The organism is Nocardia abscessus NBRC 100374 (assembly GCF_000308455.1).
In the GTDB taxonomy this organism is placed as follows: Bacteria; Actinomycetota; Actinomycetes; order Mycobacteriales; family Mycobacteriaceae; genus Nocardia; species Nocardia abscessus.
Genome location: NZ_BAFP01000131.1, coordinates 14,822 through 34,293, shown reverse-complemented (window position 1 = coordinate 34,293; position 19,472 = coordinate 14,822). Strand labels below are relative to the sequence as shown.

Here is a 19,472-nt window from a genome sequence, read left to right as displayed (position 1 = left end):
CAGCACCTCGCGCCAGGAATGATCCCGCGCGGTCGACGCGGGGGCCTGCTCTTCACCCGTGATCCGCGTCCACACCTTGGTGAACACGGCGTTCGCCGCGAGGCCGCCGAGCACGCTGATCGCCAAGCCGAGCGGTTTGTAGAGCGTCTTCATCGCCGCCTCCGTACGATCTGCCACACCAGCGCCGCCAGCACCGCCGCGCCGAGGGCCGCCGGGATCGGGTGGGCGCGCAGCGCGCCACCGGCCTGCCTGCCGCGCAGGGCGACCGGCTCCGGTGTCGCCGCCGCCACCCGGTGGGCGAGGTGCGCGGCACCCGTCCGGGCCTGCTGAGCTTTGTCCGCGACAGCCAGCGCCGCATCGGACGCCGCGTGCTGGGTCGCCTCGACGGCGTCGTGCGCCTTCTCCTTGCTGCGCGCGGGTACGTCGAGCTTGTGGCCGAGCTGTTCGACCGTCCTGCCGAGTTCCGCTCTGGCCTGATCGCGATCGCGCCGCAGAGCCGCGACGTCGTCGGTGGGCTGCCCGGCCTCCGGTCGGCTGTCACTCATCCCCGCCTCCTGTCCTTGATCGCCTCGATGTCCTCGCGCACGCCCTCGACCGCCTCCTGCGGTATCGGTGGGTTCGCCTGCTCCACGCTCTTCTTCCCGGACAGGCCGAGGATCGCCGCGACCACCAGCAGCGCGCCCGCGACGATCAGTGCGGCCGCCCAGCCCGGCAGGACCTCGGCGAGGCCGAGCACCGCCGCGGCGATCAACGCCGCCCCGCCGTAGAACGCCAGCAGCGCCGCGACACCCGCCAGGCCCGCTCCACGGCCGAACCGTTTGCCCTTCTGCCGCATCTCGATGCGGGCGAGCTGAAGTTCGTCGCGGATGAGCCGGGACAGCTGGGCTGTGGCGTCCTCGACCAGCTCGGTGACCGACCGTGAGTTCGCCGGCGGGCGAGTCTGTGTCGTCTCGGTCATGAGATCTCCTTCGGCATGTCACACCTCCTGCACCGCGACTACCCGCGCGTCCGGATTCCAATCGGACACCGCCGACCGGTGTCGTATCCGAGGCGGAGAACGGGGCCGCCGCGCGACCAGGAATCGCGATCCGCCCCGAAGCCGATGGGACGCAACCGAAGTCGCGTCAGGACCGGTCGAGGTAGGCGCTGAGCTGTGGAACAGCCTCGACCGGGTGACGCGCCTGCAGGCCCGCGCCGACGCCGTCGAAGCGCCAGGAACCGTCGGCGCGGCGCACGCGGCCGAGCACCAGACCGGTGTGCGAACCGCTGCCGGTCAGGTCGTACCGGGCGAGCTGGGTACGGCCCACCGTGTCGACCACCCGGCAGTAGGCGTTCGCGATCCGATCGAAGGTGCGGCCGGTGTAGGAGGTGATGAGGAACAGGACGGTCGTGACCTCCGTGGCGAGCCGGGACAGATCGACGCTGATGATCTCGTCGTCGTCCGTGCCCTCTCCGGTGACGCTGTCCCCGTGCAGGCGCACGGACCCGTCCGTGGAACTGAGCTGCTCGTGATAGACGACGTCCACCAGCCGGTCCGCGGCGAAGAGCAGGGCAGCGACGTTGAGGTCGGTCTCTTCGCGCCGGCCGAACAGGCGCGGGCGGGCGGCCGGATCCCAGCCGAGGGCCACGGTGACATGCGCGAGCGGGGTACCGCCCTGATCGCGAAGTTCGGTGAACATGGTGTTCTCCTCTGCGCTGGAGAGCGGACAGGCAATCGGGCGGTTCCGCCGCAGGGGGAGTACGGCGCTCGTGGGTACTTCGGCCGAGACGATCGGGGACGATCCGGCGGACGAGCAGCGTACCCGTCCAGTGTCGAAATATGGCGAGAATCCAATCCGCGGGGCGGTGCGCCGCGAAGTCAAGGCATGCGGGTTGGCATGCGCGCGCGACCGGTGGGTGGTGTGGACCCAGGGCTCCCGGTCCGTCCGGCCGAAGGTGACCGGTCATGACCGACACCGAGCCCTGCCGCGCGGATCTGCTCGACCTGGCATACCCCTACGCGATGGACGCGGTGGCCGAGATCGAGCGCAGGCGCATCGAAAACCGCCTCGCCGGGGCCGATTCCGCAACCGCGGCGGCGTTCGCGGCCGCCGTGCACGGGATCCGGGAGACGCTGGCGGCGCTGAGCGCTGCCGAAGCGGTCGATCCACCGCCCACGCTGGAGTGGAAGATCCTTCGGGCGATCGACGACTCGTGTCCGCCGCCGCGACGCCGTGGCCGTGATCTCCGGCAGATCGTTCGGCGGCGCCGCCTGGTCCGGCTGGCGGTGGCCGCCGCGGTGGTCATCGGGGCAGGGGCGGGCACGGTTGTGGTGGCCGAGCGGATCTCCGGGTCCCATGCCCTGCCGATCACGGCCGAGCAGATCCTGGGGCAACCGGATTCCCGGACCCGGGTGGTCGAACTGCCGGTCGGGGGCACGCTGTGGGTGAGCGCCTCGAACCGGCTCGCGGCCGCCGCGGTGATCTTCGACGCGGTGCCCGCGCCGCCGCCCGGACACGCCTACCAGCTCTGGGTGGTGTCCTCCGCGGGAACCGCGCGCTCGGCCGGTGTGCTGACCACCGTGCCACCGAGCGTGGTGGCGACCGGGCTCGATCGGGCTGACGTCGTCGCCGTTACGATCGAACCCGCGAACGGATCGCCCCGACCGACCTCACCGCAGATAGCCTCCGTCGCGCTCAGCTGAGCGGCGCCCCGGTGGCACGCCCGGGCTCCTCGCAGCCTTCGAGCGTCGCGCGCGCCACTTCCTCGACGACATCATCGATCGAGTCGCGCACCCGCAGCGCCGTCACCTGCCGGTACGCGCCGTTCCCGCGCGCGAGCAGGCGAGCGAACGCCTCATCGACGAACCGGCGGTCACCGGCCTCGTCGAGCGCGGGCGCGACATATTCGATCAGCCGGTTCAGCAAGATGCGCACCGGCGCCACGTTGCCGTCGAGGGGGTCGACACCGTCTCCGGACAGTCCCGAACGCGCCGCCTTCCAGTACGCCGCCCGCAGCACTTCGGCGGGCACCGGCGGCGCGACCTGCCCGGCCGCCACCGCCTTGCGCGCCATGACCACGATGGCGCGCACCAGCGCTGCCAAGAGCGCGGTTTCCTCGACCGTCGCCGGGATGTCGCTCACCCGCACCTCCACGGTCGGGAACGAGACCGAGGGCCGGACGTCCCAATAGACCATCTGCTTGTCCAAGATGCTGCCGCTGTTGAGCATCATCGCGACCATGGCCTCGTAGTGCCGCGCCGACTCGAAGTACGGCGGCGGCCCCGCGCTGGGCCAGCGCCGCCACAGGATGCTGCGCCAACTGGCGAATCCGGTCTCGGCGCCGCGGTAGATCGCCGAATTCGCGGTCATGGCGAGCAGTTGCGGCAGCCAAGGCCGCAGGTGGTTGCTGACCTGGATCGCGGTTTCGGTGTCGGGGATGCCGACGTGCACGTGGCACCCCGACAGCCCCTGCTCGTGGGCGAGCATGCCGAAGTTCTCGGCGATGCGCTGGTAGCGCGGGGTATCGGTGACCGGGAAGTCGTGCGGGACGGTCGGCGGGATACCGACGGCGAGCAGGCGTGCGTCGTTGCGCTGGGCGCAGATGGCGATGCCGCGGCGCGATTCGCGCAACTGCCGGTGCAGCGCGGCGATGTCGGTGTGGACCGCCGTGTTGGCCTCCACCTGGCAGCGAGTGAGTTCGAGTTGCAGGTCGATGCCGAATTCCTCGGCTGTGCGCGCCACCTCGACATTGCGCGCCAGCGGTTCGCCGGTACCTGGGTCGACGAGCAGGAACTCCTCTTCCACGCCCACGGTCAGGCGGCCATCGTCCATGCCGGCGCAATACCCAGGGGCGGCCCGGCTAGTCAGCTGCCGGGGGCCAGGTCCCGGGCGGATATCGTCCGCGTTCCCGGCGCCGGTTTGAACGGTAGGGAGACGGCAACGCGAACGACAAGGGGGGTCCGAACGAAGAGGAGTTGTCGCATGTTTCGGATCGCTCTACGTCTCGCCGTGACCGGGGGCTGCGCCGTGCTTGTGGCCGCTGCCGGTGCGGGACTCGCCGCCGCGGGCCCGACGTTGTCCGCGGACACCCAAGAGGAGGGCACCATCGCGGTGAGCAGCCAGCCGCCGTCGGAGAGCTGGGACTGCGCGCTGCTCGGCTCGGCCGAGCAGGCCGGTCCTCGGGTGGACCTGGCCCGCAGCGGGGAGAGCCGCGGTGGTTTCGCCGCGGGCAGCACCGTGGCCGCGACCTGCGTGGGGCCGCAGTGGCCGGTGGTGGCCATGACCACCGGCGTCACGTCGCTCGACGACGCGGACTGACGTTCCGGCCGCGAGTGTGCGCCTCCCACGGGCGGTGCTGCGGAAACCGCCCGAGGCGTACCGGCTCGATAGGCTCGCCCCATGCGGATCGTCGTCCTCGGCTCGGGCATCTCGGGTCTGTCCACCGCGGCCGAACTGCTCCGTGGACGGCACGAGGTGATCGTCGTCAGCGCCGAGCCGATCACGGCGACGACGTCCTTCCTGGCCGCGGCGGTCTGGTTTCCGACCGCCGCGGGCCCGGCCGATCGTGTGCGGGCCTGGAGTGAGACGACTTTCGAGTATTTGGCCGGGTTGGCCGCCGCCGGTGCGCCGGGCGTGCGCATGTGTGCCTCGCTGGCGCTGTATCGCGACGAGCCCGCGATTCCTCCGTGGGCGCGGTCGGTGCGCTCGTTCCGGTCGGCCGACCGGAACGAGCTGCCCCCCGGCTATCGGTTCGGGTTCCGCTTCGAAGTCCCCCTCGTGGAGATGCCCACCTACTTGCCATTTCTCAGCGCCCAAGTGGACGCCGCGGGCGCGCGCCGCGTGCTGCGCACCGTGGCGCGCCTCGGTGATCTCGCCGACCTCGCACCGGACGTCGTGGTCAACTGCGCCGGTCTGCGGGCCGCCGAACTCGTCGGCGACCCGGAGGTGTATCCGATCCGCGGCCAGATCGTGCGCGTCGCGAATCCGGGACTGTCGGTGTCGGTCCGCGACGAGGCACATCCGCTCGGCCGCGCCTATGTCCATCCGCGCGCGAACGACTGTGTTCTGGGCGGCTCCCTGGACAGCGGCGAGTGGGACACGACGCCGAATCCCGACCTCACCCGGTCGATTCTGCGGCGCTGCCGTGAGCTGGCGCCCGCGCTCGCCGACAGCGAAGTCCTGGAGACCGTGGTCGGGCTGCGTCCTGGTCGCCGTGAAGTCCGGGTGGAACTCGACACCACCGCGCTGCCCGGGATACCTGTCGTCCACAACTACGGTCACGGCGGCTCGGGGATCACCATCGGTCACGGATGCGCGCTGGAGAGCGCCGCTCTCGTCGCAACGCTCTGAGCGGCCGAACCGGATCAGCCGGCGTAGCTGCGCGCCACCACGGAGTTCAGCGTCTCCAGGAATTCGCTGAGGACGCCGGGCTCGACCCGGTCACGCGGTGCGCGGCGTTCCGGCGAATCGGTCGCGGGCGCCGCGAGGCCCGCGTCGACACTGTCGCGCAGGACGGCGTGTACGGCTTCGATCGGGATACCCGCCTGGGCGCACCGGGCGGCCGCGTGCTCGAAACGGCCCAGTGCCAGACTTCCCGCGGCCTCCGCCGCGTCGACCAGGACGAGCGCCAACTCCAACCCCATGCGGATCAGCGCGTCGGGGCCCTTGCGATCGGTGCCACGATCGAATCTCGCGGACATCTCGGCGATGCTGCGATCATCTTCGTGCGGGCCGATAGTCATGGCCCTCCCTCCGCCCGGCGACCCTGCTGCCACCGACGTTACGACGGGGATCGAAAGTTTTCGACCGCGCGAATACGACTTGTGAGCCTTCACAGCCGGAAGCCGTCCGCTTCGGGCGGTGTCCCCAACCGCGGGCTCGCCCCTCGGCACGTCGATCCGGTCAAGTTACCGTTGAGTACTTTCCGCGATCGGGGAGGGAAGGAGTCACATGTCCATCACCGATTCGGCAGGTCCGGATCTGACCCTGTCGGGCCGCCCGGCCAGTTCTTCACTGCGGGACGTGCGGAATCTGTCGCGCAAAATGGTCGGCCACTTCATCGAGACCGTCGCGCACTGCCGGACGCTACCCGGCGAGGCGCTCAACGGCGACATCACCAACATCACCCGCCTGTGCCTGGAACTGGCCGTCAGCATGCTCGACGGCAGTGACATCCCCGAGAAGACCCTTCTGCTGCGCAACGCCGCAGCGGGCTGGGCACGGGAGGGCATCCCCATCGACACCATCCACCACGCCGTGCACGAGGGATTCAAGCTCGGCTTCGACCTGATCGTCGCGAACGCGACCGCCGCGGACTTCGACAGTCTCAAGGACATCAGCCGCCGCCTGCTGGAGATCCTGGACACCATCACCTCGACCGTCTCGCGGGCGTACGTGACCGAGTTGCGTGCCGTGGTCGGCGAGCATCACACGGCCGCGCACACCCTTGCCTCGGCCCTGCTCGGCGGGCATCCCACCTTCACCATGGCGCGCGAATGTGGCATCCAGATCGCCGACTCGTATTCCGTCCTGGCGCTGGCGATCCCGCCCCACCCGGACGAGCACAATCCGCAACTCGACGGTGCGGTGGTGGCACGGCGAAAGTTGCGCCGGGTGCAATCCGAGCTGGCGACCCGCTGTGGTGAGGCGGTGCTGTCGCTGCTCAGCGTCGACGGCGGCACCGTCTTGCTGCCGTCGGCGTCGCCGGAGGACAAGGCCCTCGACGAACTGGTCGAGGGTCTCGGCCGCGCGGCGCAGGTGCCGATCGCCGCGACGGTGATCGCCGCGACGCCGGTCGAGGTGCCGACGGCGGCCGACCGCGCGCACGAGTTGCTCGACATGGTGCAGCGGCTGCGCTGGACCCGCGGGCTGTTCCGCTTCGACGACCTGGCGCTGGAATACCAGCTCACCCGGCCGGGCCCCGGGCTGGAAACGCTTCGGACCCTGCTCGACCCGCTCGAGGAGCACCCCGAACTCCTCGAAACGCTCAAACGTCACATCAGCACCAATCTGAACCGCCAGCGCACCGCGCGATCACTGCACATCCACACCAACACCGTGGACTACCGGCTCAAGCGCATCGGGCAGCTCACCGGATTCGACCCCGCCCAGGCCTCCGGAGTGTGGTATCTGCGCGCCGCGTTGGTGGCACGCAGCTACCGGGACTCCGAGAACGAAACGCCGGTCGGCAGGTGGGCCGGGGCGGCCGCGGTGTCCCCGTAGGTCCGTCGCGCCTGGCCGGCACCGAGCAACGCGTGGACCGTCTCGGGGGTCCATCGGCGGTCGGCGCCGGGGCGGGTGGCGAGGTAGCCCGCGGTCGCCCGGAGCGACCAGTCGTGTGCCGCGCGCAGGCCCGCCGCCAGATGCCGTAGGTAGGCGGCGGCGGGCGGATTGCCGGGCACGTCGCGGTAGCGCCAGGGCGCGGTGAAGGTGAGCACGGGGTATCCCTGGTGGGCGCCCGCGCAGACCAAGGTTTCGTACCGTCCCGGACCGAGCGTTGTGGCGCCTTTGTCGGTCACCTCGGTCAGGTTCACCTCGGTGCCCGGGGTGCGGTACATCTCCTGCGCCACGATGTCGGAGAACTGCGCGGTCGTGAGCAGATGGGCATGCACGGCGATCTCGCCCGGACAGCCCGGGTCATAGAACGCCCGGCCGCCGGTCCAGGTCAGCGATTCGGTCGCGAAATACAGCACGCCGGACAGCCGGAGCGGGATCGAGCGGATCGGGTCGGCGGGGTCGCGGCAGCCGGGCAAGGTGAGCGTTCCGCCTTCCGGCCTGCCGCCACGAAGGTAGGTGCGCAGCCGGTCCAGGCTCATGTTCGAGCCGTACGCGGCGTACCAGACCAGATCCGTGCGCCCGCGCAATTCGTGCCGGTCCGCGGCCGGATCCGCGCTGGGTGTCGCCGCAGCGGCCGTGTCGTCGGGGTGCCAGGCCGTCATGGCATCCATTGTCGGCTTTTCCCGGGGCCGCGCACACGCGCATCGGTGAGAGGCGCGCCTGAACGCCTACGACCAGTTCACCACCGAGATCGATGGGCAGACCATCCACTTCTTCCATGTCCGCTCGCCCGAGCCGGAGGCGATCCCGCTGCTGATCACGGCTATCCCGGCTCGGTGGCGGAGTTCCTCGATCTGATCGGCCCGCTGACCGACCCCCGCTCACACGGCGGTGATCCGGCCGACGCGTTCCATGTGGTGATCCCGTCGTTGCCCGGGTTCGGGTTCTCCACGCCGCTGGCCTCGGCGGGGTGGGAGCTGGCGCGTACGACCGAGGCGTTCGCGGAGTTGATGCACAGGCTCGGCTATGCGAGGTTCGCGGCCCAAGGTGGCGACATCGGCGCGGGCGTCACCGGGCGCTTGGCCGCGAACCACCCCGAGCGGGTGATCGCGACGCATGTGAACAGCGACCAGGGCACGCTCGGCCTGGTGGGCGAGCAACTGCCGATCCCCGACGGACTGACCGAGGACGAACTCGCGGCTCTCGGGGTCGCGCGGGAACGGTGGGCCCACGCGCCACCGCGCGGAGCTACGTTCGCAGGCGTAACGGCGAACCGTTCCCCGGTCGGATGTCCCCGCCGGTGCGCGGGCCTACCGTTTCGGTATGACATGGAACGAGATGAGCCAGAGCAAGTTCGTCCTGCTGACCACCTTCAAGAAGGACGGGACGCCGGTCGGCACGCCTGTGTGGGTGGCTCCCGACGGTGACCGGATCGTCGTCTGGACCAATCCGAAGACCTGGAAGGTCAAGCGGATCCGCCGAAATCCGGAGGTCACGCTGCAGGTATGCGACGGGCGCGGTCGCCCGGCCTCGGAGGAGGTCCTGCCCGGTAGTGCGCGCATCCTCGACGCGGACGGCACGCAGCGCGTGCGCGACGTGGTCGCGGACAAATACGGCGTCATCGGCAAGCTCGCCATTCGCGGGCACAAGCTGTTGCGTGGCGCCGACGCGTCCGTCGGTATCGCGATCGCTCCGAAGTCGGCGCCCTAGGCCGATTCGGCCAATCCCGCGGACCGCCAGATGTCCGCGAGATCATCGAGCGGGACCGAGAGCGCCTGGCCCAACGCGACCACCGTGCCGAAGGCTGGGGAGGGCAACCGGCCGGTCTCGATCTTGCGCAGCGTTTCCGGGGAGATCCCGGCCGCCAGGGCGACGTCGGCGAGCTCGCGGTCGGCGCGGGCGGCGCGCAGGGCGGCGCCGAGGCGGCGCCCGGCCTCGATCTGCGCGGGAGTCAACGGGAGGCGGACCATGCGCCCAGGCTACGGCCGGTATTTAAATACCGCAACCGCCTGGATTGGTATTAAAATACCAATGCGGCTATGGTGGTATAAAAATACCGGCGCACTGGAGGATCGATGGTCGAGTTGAAGAGCCCCGCGGAGATCGCGCGGATGCGAGTGGCGGGGCGCTTCGTCGCCGGCGTGCTCGCCGAATTGCGCGAGCGCGCCCGCGTGGGGGTGAACCTGCTCGAGCTGGAAGCTCACGTCCGGGAGCGCATCCGTGAGCGCGGCGCGCAGTCCTGCTACTGGGACTACGCGCCCTCGTTCGGGCGCGGACCCTTCCGCAATACGGTCTGCCTCTCGGTGAACGACGCTGTGCTGCACGGACTTCCGTTCGATTACGCACTGCGTGACGGTGACGTGCTGAGCATGGACCTCGCGGTCGGAATCGAGGGCTGGGTCGCGGATTCGGCGACCACGGTCGTGGTCGGCTCCGCCGCCGCCGAGGACGTGCGACTGGTGCGCGCCGCCGAGGAGGCGCTGGCCGCGGCGATCGCGGTCGCGGTGCCGGGCAACCACATCGGCGACATCTCCGCCGCCATCGCCGCGGTGGCGCGCGAGTACGGCTATCCGGTGAACACCGAATTCGGCGGTCACGGCCTCGGCCGCACCATGCACGAGGACCCGCACGTGCCCAACAAGGGCCGCCCGGGGCGCGGCTATCGGCTGCGGCCCGGACTCACCATCGCGATCGAACCCTGGTTCGCGCGCACCACCGACCGCATCGTCACCGATCCCGACGGCTGGACCATCCGCTCGGCGGACGGCTCACGCACGGCCCACTCCGAACACACCGTCGCGATCACGCCGGACGGGCCGCAGGTGCTGACCGCGGCGTGACGGCCGCGCCGGGCGGGTCTATTCGCTGGACAGCCAGGCGGTCAGGTCCTCGGAGGCGCGCAGCTCGTCGGCCACCGACGCGCGTTCCCCGGCCGACAGCCGCATCGCGCGCAGCTCTGCCCGGAACTGCTCGGCGCGGCCGGGGTCCTCGCTCGCGACAGCCAATTCGGCCAGCGCCGCGAGTGCTCTGGCCACGTCCAGTCGCGGCGCTTCGGCCCGGAACCGGCCCAGGCCGACCTCGAGCACGCGAAACGCGGCCTTGTTGTCGGTCTTGAAGTCACGCAGGATGCGGGCGTTGTCCAGCACCTTGGCCAGTCCGTCCAGCTCCTTGGATCCGCCGTAGTCCACTTTCGGGGGTTCGTCGCGCTGGATGTAGATCACCTGGTTGCCCGCCGGATCGACGACGGTGAACCGGGATTGCCCCGGCCGGAAGCGGGTGATCCTGGGCAGGCCTTTCGCGGGGATTTTGCCGTAGCGGGCGCGTAGCGCCGCGGTGAAAGCCTGGTGCCTGCTCGCGACGTCGTCGACCATGACCAGGCAGCCGGTGCGTTCGGCGGGTACGTCGCCACCCTTCGGTGCCGGCACGAAATGCAGGGCGCAGCCGTGGTCCTCCACGGCGCCGTAGACGTAGGGACGGATCTGTTCGTGGGTCACCGCGTAGCCCAGCGTCTTGTAGAAATCCAGCGTGCCGGCCAGATCTTCGGTCCAGAGCTGCGGCACCGCCGTGTCGGCCATAAAAACCTCCCAAGTACCTGCGGTAGTCAATTTTGACTAGCTGAGCGTAGGGCGGTACTTTCCCGGAAGTCAAACTTGACTACCATGCCATCCGGAGCGAAAGGAGTTCGCCATGTCCGTCGTGCGCCTGCTGGTGCTGGGGGTGATGCGCCTGCGCCAGCCCGTGCACGGTTATGCCGTGCGACAGGAGCTGCTGTCCTGGCGCGCCGAGACCTGGACCAACGTCAAACCCGGCTCGATCTACCACGCCCTGAAGCAACTGACGCGTGAAGGAAAGCTGAGCGCGTTCGGCACGCAGAACAGCGACCAGGGGCCCGGGCGCACCCTGTTCGAGATGACCGAGGCCGGCGAGGCAGAGTTCCGCAGGCTCATGGACGAGGCCCTGGTCAGCATCGACATGCAGGAACTGGGCGCGGGCATCGCCCTCATGGACGCGTTGCCCCGGTCCCACGTCATCGCGAAGCTGCGCGAACAGCGCCGCCGCAGCGAGGAGGTGCGTGCCGATCTGCTGGCCATGATCCCGAACTTCCCAGGGCGGTACGAGGCGCCGCACGCGACCGATCTGCTGGAGTTGTGGAGCGGCGTGTTCGAGAACCTGTCCACATGGACCGAGGGCGTGCTGGCGCGCCTGGAAGCGGGGGAATACCGCATGCCGGAATAGGTCGGCGGCGAGCCGCCGTCGGCCTCGGCCGGCGAGCCGGCTCGCTTCCCCGCGCCGGGACGCGGGATACGCTGCCCGCATGACGAACTCGCTGGACGCCGTCGCGAAGGCCGACTACGTGCTGCTGACCACCTTCCGCAAGGACGGAACACCCGTCGGCACCGCGGTGTGGGCGGTCGCCGAAAACGGCAAACTGTACGTCTGGACCGTGACCGACAGCTGGAAGGTCAAGCGCCTGCGGCGCAATCCGGCGGTCACTGTGCAGCCGTGCAGCGCGACCGGTAAGCCGCACGGTACGGCGATCGAGGGGACCGGACGGATTCTCGACGCCGAGGGCACGGAACGGGTGCGCAAGCAGCTGCGGCGCAAGTACTGGCTCACCGGTCCGCTGGTCATCCTCGGCAGCAACCTGCGGCGCGGCAAGGCCGGGACCATCGGCATCGAGATCACCCCGGCCGCCTGACTCGCGGCGTCAGGTCGCCTGGCTGACCGACGACATGTGGAAGTCGGGAATCCGCAGGGGCGGCATGGCGGTCCGGGTGAACCAGTCCTTCCATTCGCGCGGCAGCGTGAGCTCGGTCGCGCCGGCCTCGCTCACCCGGCGCAGCAGGTCCAGCGGGCTCTCGTTGAACCGGAAGTTGTTCACCGCGGCGGTGACCTCGCCGTTCTCCACCAGATACACCCCGTCCCTGGTGAGGCCGGTCAGCAGCAGCGTGGCCGGATCGACCTCCCGGATGTACCACAGCGTGGTCAGCAGCAGACCGCGTTCGGTGCGGGCGATCATGTCGTCGATCGTGGCCTCCGAACCGCCGGTGAGCAGCAGGTTCTCCCCGGGAACCGTGGCGGGCGCGTCGAACTCCGCGGCCGTGGCGCGCGGATAGATCAGCGAGGAGATCACGCCCTCGCGCAGCCAGTCGACGCGCTCGGCCGACAGGCCGTTGTCGAACACCGACATCGACTCCGACGACGCGGTCGCCGCCACGAACGGGCGGTACTCCAGCCCGGGGGCATGCGGATCCGAGTAGAGGGTGAGCGGAATGTCGCTGAGGCGCTCACCGACCCTGGTCCCGCCCGCCCGTGCGAACGCCGTGTGGCCCTCGTGCGCGCCCCGGCCCTCCATCGACCAGGCCAGATAGATCATCAGGTCGGCGACGGTCGAGGGCGGCAGCAACGTTTCGTAGCGGCCCGCGGGCAGCTCGATCTTGCGCTTGGCCCAGTCCAGGCGGCGCGACAGATCCGCGAGCAGGCCGGACACGTCGACGTCGGCGAAGTCGGCGGTGCCGACTCCGACCCACGCGCTGGCCAGATCCGTGCCCTCGCCGCGCTTTCCGTTGATCTCCACCGATCCGGTGGGTTGCACGAAGCGCCGGCGGATGCCGGTCGACGTGCCCAGCCACGTGGTGTGCATCTGATGGTGGGCGAAACCGTAGAGGCGGTCGGCGCTGTCGAATCCGGCGGCCAAGCCGTCGGCCAGATCGGTGAACACCTCGATGCCGGTGGCGACCGCAGGGGCGGCCCAGTCGTCGTCGACGGCGTCCGGCTCCAGCAGGGGCATCGCGTCTCGCGCGGGCTCGGCGCCGCGTGCCGCCGCTTCGCTCGCGCGCACGACCGCCTCTATGTCGTCGGGGTCGACGCTGGTCGAGGCGATCGTGCCGACGCGGGCGAGGGCGGGTCCCTCGCGGAACACCGAGATCACCGCCCAGTTCCGCGACATCGACGAGCCGTTGGTGGTCATGGAGTTCCCGGCCCAGCGCAGCGACGCCTCGTGCTCGTCGCGGACGACCACCATCGCCTCGTCGGCGCGGGAGAGCGCCAGCGCCCGCTCCACGGTCGCGCTCGCGGGAAACAGATCGTGGCTCACTGGCCGGCCTCCGTCCGGGTGTTCAGGATGTTGACGCCGCGCACCAAGATCGACGGGCAGCCGTGGCTGACCGCCGCCACTTGGCCGGGCTGCGCCTTGCCGCAGTTGAACGCGCCCCCGAGCTGCCAGGTCGACGGCCCGCCCACCGCTTCCATCGCACCCCAGAAGTCGGTGGTGGTGGCCTGGTAGGCGACATCGCGCAACTGGCCGTCCAGCTTGCCGCCCCGGATGCGGAAGAACCGCTGGCCGGTGAACTGGAAGTTGTAGCGCTGCATGTCGATCGACCACGACTTGTCGCCGACGATGTAGATGCCGTCGTCCACTCGCGCGATCAGCTCCTCGGTGCTGGTGTCGCGGTCCGGATCGGGTTGCAGCGAGACGTTGGCCATCCGCTGGATCGGCACGTGATGCGCCGAGTCCGCGTACGAGCACCCGTTGGACCGCTGCAGACCCAGGCGCGGCGCGAACACCCGGTCCAGCTGATAGCCGACCAGGACGCCGTCGCGGACCAGGTCCCAGCGCTGCCCGGCCACGCCCTCGTCGTCGTAGCCGACGCTGGCCAGCCCGTGCGCTTCGGTGCGGTCGCCGGTCACGTGCATGATCGGGGTGCCGTAGCGCAACGTGGCGAGCTTGTCCGGCGTCGCGAAAGAGGTACCCGCGTAAGCGGATTCGTACCCGATGGCGCGGTCGTACTCGGTGGCGTGACCGATGGATTCGTGGATGGTCAGCCACAGGTTGGTCGGGTCGATGACGAGATCGGTCGGCCCGGCCTGCACGCTGGGGGCTTTCACCTTCTCGGCCAGCCACTCCGGGATCCGCGCGAGTTCGCCGTTCCAGTCCCATACCCCGTCGGCGCCGGTCACGTACTCCCAGCCGCGGCCGACGGGCGGGGCCAGCGTGCGCATGGTCTCGAACACGCCCGCCGAGGTGTCCACCGTGATCGCCTCGAGGCTCGGGTGCAGCCGCACCCGCTGCTGGGTGATCGAGGAGCCCGCGGTGTCGGCGTAGAAGGTCTGCTCCTTGACTTGCAGCACGCTCGCGGTGACGTGATCCACTCCGTCGGCGTGCGACAGCCGCTCCGAATAGTCCTGCAGCAGCGCGACTTTCTCGCCGGTCGGCACGGTGAACGGGTCGAGGTCGTAGGCCGAGACCCAGCGCGCGTCGGCGTAGCGCGGCTCGTCGGCCAGTTCGACGCGTTCCCGGTTGAGCGCGCGCAGCGTGGTCGCGACGGTGACCGCGGTGCGCGCCACCTCGGCGGCGGTATCGGGGGTGAGCGCGGCGTGGGACGCGAAACCCCAGGTGCCGTCCACGATCACGCGCACGGCGAAGCCCAGTTCGGTGCTGTCGGTGACGGCCTCGACCCGGCCGTCGCGCAGCCGGATCGATTGGGTGACCAGGCGGTGCACCCGCAGGTCGGCGTGCTCGGCGCCGGCCGCCGTGGCCGCGGCGAGGGCGGCGTCGGCGAGCGCGGCCAGTGGCAGACCGAGGAACTCGGCGTCCACGTCTCTGGATGTCGCGATGCTCACCCGCACCAACCTAGTCGGTGCCGCCGCGCGCGCGTGTCCGCGCGGTGATCCCACGCCGTGGAAAAGTGCATCGCGTGCGGGTTTGCACGGAATGTGCCAGTGGCGCCGAGCGAACGGCGCGCGCGACACTCGCGCTTCCGACGTGTTGCTCGCAAGATGCCGTACTGTGCGCGCGTGCCGCCATCCCCCCTTCGTGACCGCAAACGCGAACGTACCCGCCGAGCCATCCTCGAGGCCGCAGCCGAGCTGTTCGAGACCAGAGGCTACGAGGAGACCACGGTGGCCGACATCGCCGCCGCGGCGGACGTCGGCACACGCACGTTCTTCAACTATTTCGCCAGCAAGGAAGAGCTGCTCTTCCCGGAGTCGGACGAGCGGGTGCGCGCCGCGGTGGCGGCGATCGCCAGCAGGCGCCCCGGGGAACGCCCGGTGGAGGTCTTGCTGCGCGCGTTGCGCGCGGCGGGCGACAACCCCGGTGAGCACCTCGTCGACGATCTCCACGCCCGGATCGGTGCGCTGCGCGCCCAGGTGTCGCGCACCGTGCCCGCGGTGAGCGGGCGCGCCGCGCATGCCCAGCTGGTCACCCAGCGTGAGATCGCCAGGCAGTTGCACAAGGCGTTCCCCGCCGAACTCGACGAGGTCGGTGCCGCCGCACTGGTCGGTGCGGTCGTCGGCGCGGTGTCGGGTGCGTTGACGGTGTTGTTCCAGCAACCGGTGGCCTGCGTCGAGGACGGCGAGCGGCTGCACCGCAAGATTCACGAGACGACCTCGCGGGTGCTCGAACCCTGGCTGGCCACCCATCACGCCGAACCGGTGGGCTGATCAGCCGAACTGCTGCCAGCCCAACCGGATCACCATCCCGATCACCACCACCAGCAGCACGATGCGCACGAACTCGGCGCCCTTCCGCAATGCCATGCGCGCGCCGACCACGGCGCCGAGCACGTTCGCCACGGCCATTCCCGCGCCGAGCGCCCAGAGGATGTGCCCGGTAGCGCCGAAGAAGAGCAGAGCGCCGAGGTTCGAGCCGCAGTTGATCACCTTGGCCATGGCGGCGGCCCGCACGAACTCGGTGCCGAGCAGTGTCGCGAAGGTGATGATCAGGAACGTTCCGGTACCGGGCCCGAGCAGGCCGTCGTAGAAGCCGATCAGCCCCGCCGCCAGCGCCACCGTGAGGACGACCTTGCGCCTGGTGGGCGGATGGGTGGCCAAGGTGACGCCGATCGACGGCCGCAGCGTGACGAACACCGCCACGCCGACCAGCACCACCATCACGATCGGAACGAACAACTCGCGATCGATCAGCGAGACCGCGGCGGCGCCCACCGCCGCCGCGCCCGCGGCGATCGCCGCCGCGGGCAGCAGTACCCGCCAGCGCATCGGCACCTTGCGCGCGAACGTCAGCACCGAGGCGCTCGTCCCGGCGACCGCGGCGAGCTTGTTGGTGCCCAGGGCGGTCTGCGGCGCGATGCCGGGGGCCACCACGAACAGCGTCGGCAGGACGATCAGCCCGCCGCCGCCCACCACCGCGTCCACCCACCCGGCGGCCGTCGCCGCCGTCAACAGAACCGCCCAGTCTCCGATCTCCACCCCGCCAGACAACCAGACCTCGGATCCGGAGCTTGCCGGGCGCCCGCGCGACAGTCCGCGGCGGGCGGACTCCGCCGGGTCGGCGTGCCCGCGTGCCGGGCGCACCTAGGCTGATCCGGTGCGTCGTTTCAGTCTGTGGCTCCGGGGCAAACCTGTCGTGGCCGATTCGGTGCTGGCGGCGATTCTCCTGCTGCTCGAGATCGTCGGGGTGGCCAACGCGCACAACAAGCTCGCCTACCTGGCCATCGGTGTGCTGCTTCCGCTGCCGGTCGTGCTGCGACGGGTGTACCCGCGAGCCATGGCGGCCGCCACCTTGGCCCTGTCGCTGACGACGTCGCTGGTGGGCTTCCTGGCCGAGGACGACGCCGAGCACATCGCGCTGCTGTCCCACGGCATCATGCTGTACACGCTGGTCGCCTACGTGGGAAGGCGGGACGGGCTGTGGTACGGCCTGGGCCTGGCGGTGGATCTCGCGCTCGCGATCGTGGCGATCGGCAAACCCTCCGGCCCCGACATCGTGTTCACCGCCATGTTCTACGCCTTGTGCTGGACGCTCGCGGAATTCATCGGAGCGCGGCACGCCTATGACGCGGAGGTCGCGGCCCGTCTTGCGGTCGCCGACTACGACAAGGATCGCCGCGCGCACGACGCCGTCGCGGCCGAACGCACTCGCATCGCGCGTGAACTGCACGATGTGGTCGCCCACGCGGTGAGCGTGATCATCGTGCAGGCCGACGGCGCGAAGTACGCGCTGCGCCGCGACCCCGACGCGGCCGAACAGGCGCTCACCACCATCGCGAGCACCGGCCGTGAAGCGCTGCGCGAACTGCGCAGAACCGTGGCCCTGCTGCGCACCGAGCACGCTCCCGACCAGTTGCCCCAGCACGGCACCGCGGGTATCGCCAAGGTCGTGGAGATGATGCGCGGCACCGGTCTGGCCGTGGAACTCGAGCTGACCGGTGAACTAGACGACATAGCGCCCGAGGTGAGTCTCGGTGTGCATCGCATCGTGCAGGAATCGCTGACCAACACGCTGCGGCATGCCGGACCGCACCCCAAGGCGTGGGTCCGGGTGCGCCGCACCGACGCCGACGTGCTGATCGATGTCACGGATACCGGCGGGGTGCCGCTGCCCGAACCGGGCATGCGGATCCAGGGCAGCGGGCTCGGCTTGGTCGGGATGCGCGAACGGGTCGCCGTGCTGGGCGGCAGCCTCGACGCGGGCCGCGCGGCCGACGGAGCCTGGCGGGTGCACGCGAGCATCCCGCTGCACCCCGGTCCGGCGGAGTGAGCCGGGGCACCGGCCGCTCGAATGGTGCGAAGAACGCTGCGCCGCAGCAGGATTCGGCCCGAGTGGGCCACGGAGACCAGGCCTGTCGCACCGCAGGTCACCCGGCGCGCCGGAGGGGCCACGTTACATTGGGGTCGTGCCGATCACCGTTCTCGTCGTCGATGACCAGGAACTCATGCGTATGGGGTTGAAGATGGTGCTCGGCGCGCATCCCGACATCGAAGTGATCGGCGAGGCGGCCAACGGCGCCGCCGCCGTCGCCCGAGCGGCGGAACTGCGACCGGACGTGGTGCTGATGGACGTGCGGATGCCCGTCGTGGACGGGGTCGTCGCCACCACCCGCATCGTGGAGGCCGGACACGGTAGCCGGGTACTCGTCATGACGACCTTCGATCTGGACGAGCACGCGCTCGGTGCGCTGCGCGCGGGGGCCAGCGGATTCCTGTTGAAGGACACCCCGCCGGAGGATCTCGTCTCGGCCATCCGCAGCGTCGCCGCCGGTGACGCCGTGGTCTCGCCAAAGGTCACCAAACGTCTGCTGGACCGGCTCATCGCGGAGAATCCCGCGCGTACCCGCGACCCGGGTGTGCTCGACGTGCTCACCGCCCGCGAGCGTGAAGTGCTCGAGCAGATCGCGGCCGGGCGTTCCAACGCCGAGATCGCCGAGCAGTTGTACCTGTCGGAGGCCACGGTCAAGACCCATGTGGGCCGGGTGCTCACCAAACTCGGTCTGCGCGACCGGGTTCAGGCCGTCGTGCTGGCCTACGAGACCGGCCTGGTGCGGCCCGGCGGCTGACGCGGGCGGATCTCAGCGACTTATCAGACGGGCCGGGGAGCAAAACCCCGGTCCGGGACGTTGAACGGGTAGATCGTCCGAAAGGATCGCCATGCCCGCCCTGTTGTTCGTGCTGTACGTCGTCGTCGAAGTCGCCGCACTGGTCGCGGTCGGTCAGCTGATCGGCGTGCTGCCGACCGTTCTGGTGCTGATCGCCGGGTCGGCCGCGGGCATGCTGCTGGTCGGCGCGCAGGGACGGCGGGTTTTCGAGCAGTTCCGCCGGGCCGCCCGCGGCGAAGTGGCGCCCGGCACCGCCGTGGCCGACGGCGCCCTGGTCGCGGCGGGTGGGGTGCTGATGTTCGTGCCCGGCCTGGTCACCTCGCTGTTCGGCCTGCTTCTGCTGCTGCCTCCGACGCGCTCGCTGCTGCGTCCGCTGGTCACGGCGCTGGCCGCGCGGCGCTTCCGCAGGCTCGCCGCCGCCGCACCCTACCGGGGCGTGGTCGTCGACGCGGGTGAGGTGGTCGACGGCGTCGTCGTGGGGCAGTGGTACGACGACGGTCAGGGCACCGCGCGCCGCGCGATCACTCCGTCCTGAGCGTGAACTCGGCTGTCCCCGGTTCCGCCTGACGGCGCGAAGGGCTATCGTGACGCGATGGCCACCGAGCAACTCACCGTCACGGTGAGCGAGGAGCTGGCTGCCGCGGTGAAACGCGCGGCGGCCAGTGCGGGACAGTCGATTTCCGGATTCACCGCCGCTGCGCTGCGGCTGGAGCTGATCGCCGTGGAGGCGGGCTGCCTGCCCGCGGCGTCCAGTGGGACCGGTGGTGCGCCGCCGGAGTACGCGGAGGTGATGGCGGTGCTGGCGCAGCCGGAGGATCTGGCGCGCCATCGGAGTCTGCACGGCTGACCGAAACCGCCGCATCGGGCATACGGCAGA

General features: G+C 70.4%; 27 protein-coding genes. 15 read left to right on the top strand and 12 right to left on the bottom strand.

All coding sequences use genetic code 11. The features are described 5' to 3' along the window. The 4 genes from ON19_RS40740 to ON19_RS26885 all read right to left on the bottom strand — a co-directional run. Nucleotides 1–153 (bottom strand): DUF4235 domain-containing protein (locus tag ON19_RS40740; RefSeq protein ID WP_043698784.1); only part of this gene is annotated, 153 nt, incomplete at its 3' end. After that, the gene (locus ON19_RS26895; RefSeq protein ID WP_043698783.1) at nucleotides 150–545 is read right to left on the bottom strand and encodes a DUF3618 domain-containing protein; all 396 of its coding nucleotides are present in this window, start codon (nucleotides 543–545) and stop codon (nucleotides 150–152) included. The genes ON19_RS40740 and ON19_RS26895, both read right to left, overlap by 4 nt. Next, nucleotides 542–958 (bottom strand): phage holin family protein, encoded by a 417-nt coding sequence (locus ON19_RS26890; RefSeq protein WP_043698781.1) that lies wholly within the window; start codon nucleotides 956–958, stop codon nucleotides 542–544. Before ON19_RS26890 ends, ON19_RS26895 begins: the two co-directional genes overlap by 4 nt. Before the next feature lie 166 nt (nucleotides 959–1,124). After that, a complete protein-coding gene (locus ON19_RS26885; RefSeq protein ID WP_043698778.1) occupies nucleotides 1,125–1,679 on the bottom strand; it encodes a TerD family protein in 555 nt (184 codons plus the stop codon). Between the two features lie 266 nt (nucleotides 1,680–1,945). Between ON19_RS26885 and ON19_RS26880 the strand changes: the two genes are divergently transcribed. Next, nucleotides 1,946–2,683, top strand: a complete 738-nt coding sequence (locus tag ON19_RS26880; protein WP_043698776.1) for an anti-sigma factor — start codon at nucleotides 1,946–1,948, stop codon at nucleotides 2,681–2,683. Here the strand turns inward: ON19_RS26880 and ON19_RS26875 are convergent. Next, nucleotides 2,676–3,812, bottom strand: coding sequence for a glutamate--cysteine ligase 2 (locus ON19_RS26875; protein ID WP_043698775.1), 1,137 nt, complete (start codon nucleotides 3,810–3,812; stop codon nucleotides 2,676–2,678). The genes ON19_RS26880 and ON19_RS26875 overlap by 8 nt on opposite strands. A 150-nt stretch (nucleotides 3,813–3,962) precedes the next feature. On the opposite strand from ON19_RS26875, the gene ON19_RS26870 reads away from it, so the two are divergent. Together ON19_RS26870 and ON19_RS26865 are read left to right on the top strand one after the other, a co-directional pair. Then, nucleotides 3,963–4,298, top strand: coding sequence for a hypothetical protein (locus ON19_RS26870; protein ID WP_043698773.1), 336 nt, complete (start codon nucleotides 3,963–3,965; stop codon nucleotides 4,296–4,298). Nucleotides 4,299–4,379: 81 nt separating this feature from the next. Then, nucleotides 4,380–5,330 (top strand): FAD-dependent oxidoreductase, encoded by a 951-nt coding sequence (locus tag ON19_RS26865; RefSeq protein ID WP_043698771.1) that lies wholly within the window; start codon nucleotides 4,380–4,382, stop codon nucleotides 5,328–5,330. Between the two features lie 14 nt (nucleotides 5,331–5,344). Here the strand turns inward: ON19_RS26865 and ON19_RS26860 are convergent, their stop codons facing one another. Further along, nucleotides 5,345–5,722: a hypothetical protein gene (locus ON19_RS26860; protein WP_043698769.1), complete on the bottom strand. Its 378-nt coding sequence runs from the start codon at nucleotides 5,720–5,722 to the stop codon at nucleotides 5,345–5,347. 208 nt (nucleotides 5,723–5,930) lie between these two features. Between ON19_RS26860 and ON19_RS26855 the strand changes: the two genes are divergently transcribed. Further along, nucleotides 5,931–7,202 (top strand): PucR family transcriptional regulator, encoded by a 1,272-nt coding sequence (locus tag ON19_RS26855; RefSeq protein WP_051169348.1) that lies wholly within the window; start codon nucleotides 5,931–5,933, stop codon nucleotides 7,200–7,202. Here ON19_RS26855 and ON19_RS44010 read toward each other — a convergent pair. Beyond that, nucleotides 7,136–7,918: a histone deacetylase gene (locus ON19_RS44010; protein ID WP_227954714.1), complete on the bottom strand. Its 783-nt coding sequence runs from the start codon at nucleotides 7,916–7,918 to the stop codon at nucleotides 7,136–7,138. The genes ON19_RS26855 and ON19_RS44010 overlap by 67 nt on opposite strands. Before the next feature lie 58 nt (nucleotides 7,919–7,976). Between ON19_RS44010 and ON19_RS45025 the strand changes: the two genes are divergently transcribed. From ON19_RS45025 to ON19_RS26840, 3 genes are read left to right on the top strand one after another with little or no spacing between them, the layout of a single operon-like run. Beyond that, on the top strand, nucleotides 7,977–8,114 hold the full coding sequence (locus ON19_RS45025; RefSeq protein WP_425297860.1) for an epoxide hydrolase N-terminal domain-containing protein: 138 nt from the start codon (nucleotides 7,977–7,979) through the stop codon (nucleotides 8,112–8,114). Next, nucleotides 8,093–8,683, top strand: a complete 591-nt coding sequence (locus ON19_RS45020) for an alpha/beta fold hydrolase (protein ID WP_372478685.1) — start codon at nucleotides 8,093–8,095, stop codon at nucleotides 8,681–8,683. The genes ON19_RS45025 and ON19_RS45020 overlap by 22 nt, the downstream gene beginning before the upstream one ends. Then, complete coding sequence (locus ON19_RS26840) at nucleotides 8,580–8,966, top strand: PPOX class F420-dependent oxidoreductase (RefSeq protein WP_043698767.1); 387 nt, start codon at nucleotides 8,580–8,582, stop codon at nucleotides 8,964–8,966. Before ON19_RS45020 ends, ON19_RS26840 begins: the two co-directional genes overlap by 104 nt. Here the strand turns inward: ON19_RS26840 and ON19_RS26835 are convergent. Then, on the bottom strand, nucleotides 8,963–9,226 hold the full coding sequence (locus ON19_RS26835) for a helix-turn-helix domain-containing protein (protein ID WP_043698765.1): 264 nt from the start codon (nucleotides 9,224–9,226) through the stop codon (nucleotides 8,963–8,965). The two genes, ON19_RS26840 and ON19_RS26835, sit on opposite strands and share 4 nt — an antisense overlap. A 105-nt stretch (nucleotides 9,227–9,331) precedes the next feature. Here ON19_RS26835 and map point away from each other — a divergent pair, with 105 nt between their 5' ends. Then, on the top strand, nucleotides 9,332–10,096 hold the full coding sequence (map, locus tag ON19_RS26830; protein ID WP_043698763.1) for a type I methionyl aminopeptidase: 765 nt from the start codon (nucleotides 9,332–9,334) through the stop codon (nucleotides 10,094–10,096). Between the two features lie 18 nt (nucleotides 10,097–10,114). On the opposite strand, the gene ON19_RS26825 is transcribed toward map, so the two are convergent. After that, nucleotides 10,115–10,831, bottom strand: coding sequence for a DUF8817 family protein (locus tag ON19_RS26825; protein WP_043698761.1), 717 nt, complete (start codon nucleotides 10,829–10,831; stop codon nucleotides 10,115–10,117). A gap of 112 nt (nucleotides 10,832–10,943) precedes the next feature. Between ON19_RS26825 and ON19_RS26820 the strand changes: the two genes are divergently transcribed. Next, nucleotides 10,944–11,492 (top strand): PadR family transcriptional regulator, encoded by a 549-nt coding sequence (locus ON19_RS26820; RefSeq protein WP_043698759.1) that lies wholly within the window; start codon nucleotides 10,944–10,946, stop codon nucleotides 11,490–11,492. 79 nt (nucleotides 11,493–11,571) lie between these two features. Further along, on the top strand, nucleotides 11,572–11,955 hold the full coding sequence (locus ON19_RS26815) for a PPOX class F420-dependent oxidoreductase (protein ID WP_043698757.1): 384 nt from the start codon (nucleotides 11,572–11,574) through the stop codon (nucleotides 11,953–11,955). 9 nt (nucleotides 11,956–11,964) lie between these two features. On the opposite strand, the gene ON19_RS26810 is transcribed toward ON19_RS26815, so the two are convergent. Further along, the gene (locus ON19_RS26810; RefSeq protein ID WP_051169349.1) at nucleotides 11,965–13,281 is read right to left on the bottom strand and encodes a metallopeptidase TldD-related protein; all 1,317 of its coding nucleotides are present in this window, start codon (nucleotides 13,279–13,281) and stop codon (nucleotides 11,965–11,967) included. A 68-nt stretch (nucleotides 13,282–13,349) separates the two neighbouring features. Continuing rightward, nucleotides 13,350–14,879, bottom strand: a complete 1,530-nt coding sequence (locus ON19_RS26805; protein WP_043698755.1) for a TldD/PmbA family protein — start codon at nucleotides 14,877–14,879, stop codon at nucleotides 13,350–13,352. A gap of 174 nt (nucleotides 14,880–15,053) precedes the next feature. Here ON19_RS26805 and ON19_RS26800 point away from each other — a divergent pair, with 174 nt between their 5' ends. Beyond that, complete coding sequence (locus ON19_RS26800; RefSeq protein WP_227954715.1) at nucleotides 15,054–15,701, top strand: TetR/AcrR family transcriptional regulator; 648 nt, start codon at nucleotides 15,054–15,056, stop codon at nucleotides 15,699–15,701. On the opposite strand, the gene ON19_RS26795 is transcribed toward ON19_RS26800, so the two are convergent. Continuing rightward, nucleotides 15,702–16,469, bottom strand: coding sequence for a TSUP family transporter (locus tag ON19_RS26795; protein ID WP_043698753.1), 768 nt, complete (start codon nucleotides 16,467–16,469; stop codon nucleotides 15,702–15,704). A gap of 118 nt (nucleotides 16,470–16,587) precedes the next feature. Between ON19_RS26795 and ON19_RS26790 the strand changes: the two genes are divergently transcribed. The 4 genes from ON19_RS26790 to ON19_RS26775 all read left to right on the top strand — a co-directional run bounded on the left by ON19_RS26790 (nucleotide 16,588) and on the right by ON19_RS26775 (nucleotide 19,442). Continuing rightward, nucleotides 16,588–17,760, top strand: coding sequence for a sensor histidine kinase (locus ON19_RS26790; RefSeq protein ID WP_043698751.1), 1,173 nt, complete (start codon nucleotides 16,588–16,590; stop codon nucleotides 17,758–17,760). Nucleotides 17,761–17,896: 136 nt separating this feature from the next. Then, a complete protein-coding gene (locus tag ON19_RS26785; protein ID WP_043698749.1) occupies nucleotides 17,897–18,556 on the top strand; it encodes a response regulator in 660 nt (219 codons plus the stop codon). A gap of 91 nt (nucleotides 18,557–18,647) precedes the next feature. Next, nucleotides 18,648–19,130 carry an FxsA family protein gene (locus tag ON19_RS26780; RefSeq protein WP_043698747.1) on the top strand — a complete coding sequence of 161 codons (483 nt, stop codon included), beginning with the start codon at nucleotides 18,648–18,650 and terminating at the stop codon, nucleotides 19,128–19,130. A gap of 57 nt (nucleotides 19,131–19,187) precedes the next feature. Then, a complete protein-coding gene (locus ON19_RS26775; RefSeq protein WP_043698744.1) occupies nucleotides 19,188–19,442 on the top strand; it encodes a hypothetical protein in 255 nt (84 codons plus the stop codon). Nucleotides 19,443–19,472 lie beyond the last annotated feature (30 nt).

Coding starts and splice junctions, on each gene's coding strand:
- ON19_RS26865 (WP_043698771.1), top strand. CDS start 4,380: ATGCGGATCGTCGTCCTCGGCTCGGGCATCTCGGGTCTGTCCACCGCG.
- ON19_RS26810 (WP_051169349.1), bottom strand. CDS start 13,281: ATGGTGGTCGTCCGCGACGAGCACGAGGCGTCGCTGCGCTGGGCCGGG.
- ON19_RS26885 (WP_043698778.1), bottom strand. CDS start 1,679: ATGTTCACCGAACTTCGCGATCAGGGCGGTACCCCGCTCGCGCATGTC.
- ON19_RS26775 (WP_043698744.1), top strand. CDS start 19,188: ATGGCCACCGAGCAACTCACCGTCACGGTGAGCGAGGAGCTGGCTGCC.
- ON19_RS26820 (WP_043698759.1), top strand. CDS start 10,944: ATGTCCGTCGTGCGCCTGCTGGTGCTGGGGGTGATGCGCCTGCGCCAG.
- ON19_RS26860 (WP_043698769.1), bottom strand. CDS start 5,722: ATGACTATCGGCCCGCACGAAGATGATCGCAGCATCGCCGAGATGTCC.
- ON19_RS26890 (WP_043698781.1), bottom strand. CDS start 958: ATGACCGAGACGACACAGACTCGCCCGCCGGCGAACTCACGGTCGGTC.
- ON19_RS26875 (WP_043698775.1), bottom strand. CDS start 3,812: ATGGACGATGGCCGCCTGACCGTGGGCGTGGAAGAGGAGTTCCTGCTC.
- ON19_RS44010 (WP_227954714.1), bottom strand. CDS start 7,918: ATGACGGCCTGGCACCCCGACGACACGGCCGCTGCGGCGACACCCAGC.
- ON19_RS26780 (WP_043698747.1), top strand. CDS start 18,648: ATGCCCGCCCTGTTGTTCGTGCTGTACGTCGTCGTCGAAGTCGCCGCA.
- ON19_RS26895 (WP_043698783.1), bottom strand. CDS start 545: ATGAGTGACAGCCGACCGGAGGCCGGGCAGCCCACCGACGACGTCGCG.
- ON19_RS26880 (WP_043698776.1), top strand. CDS start 1,946: ATGACCGACACCGAGCCCTGCCGCGCGGATCTGCTCGACCTGGCATAC.
- ON19_RS26815 (WP_043698757.1), top strand. CDS start 11,572: ATGACGAACTCGCTGGACGCCGTCGCGAAGGCCGACTACGTGCTGCTG.
- ON19_RS26855 (WP_051169348.1), top strand. CDS start 5,931: ATGTCCATCACCGATTCGGCAGGTCCGGATCTGACCCTGTCGGGCCGC.
- ON19_RS26835 (WP_043698765.1), bottom strand. CDS start 9,226: ATGGTCCGCCTCCCGTTGACTCCCGCGCAGATCGAGGCCGGGCGCCGC.
- map (WP_043698763.1), top strand. CDS start 9,332: ATGGTCGAGTTGAAGAGCCCCGCGGAGATCGCGCGGATGCGAGTGGCG.
- ON19_RS26825 (WP_043698761.1), bottom strand. CDS start 10,831: ATGGCCGACACGGCGGTGCCGCAGCTCTGGACCGAAGATCTGGCCGGC.
- ON19_RS26840 (WP_043698767.1), top strand. CDS start 8,580: ATGACATGGAACGAGATGAGCCAGAGCAAGTTCGTCCTGCTGACCACC.
- ON19_RS26870 (WP_043698773.1), top strand. CDS start 3,963: ATGTTTCGGATCGCTCTACGTCTCGCCGTGACCGGGGGCTGCGCCGTG.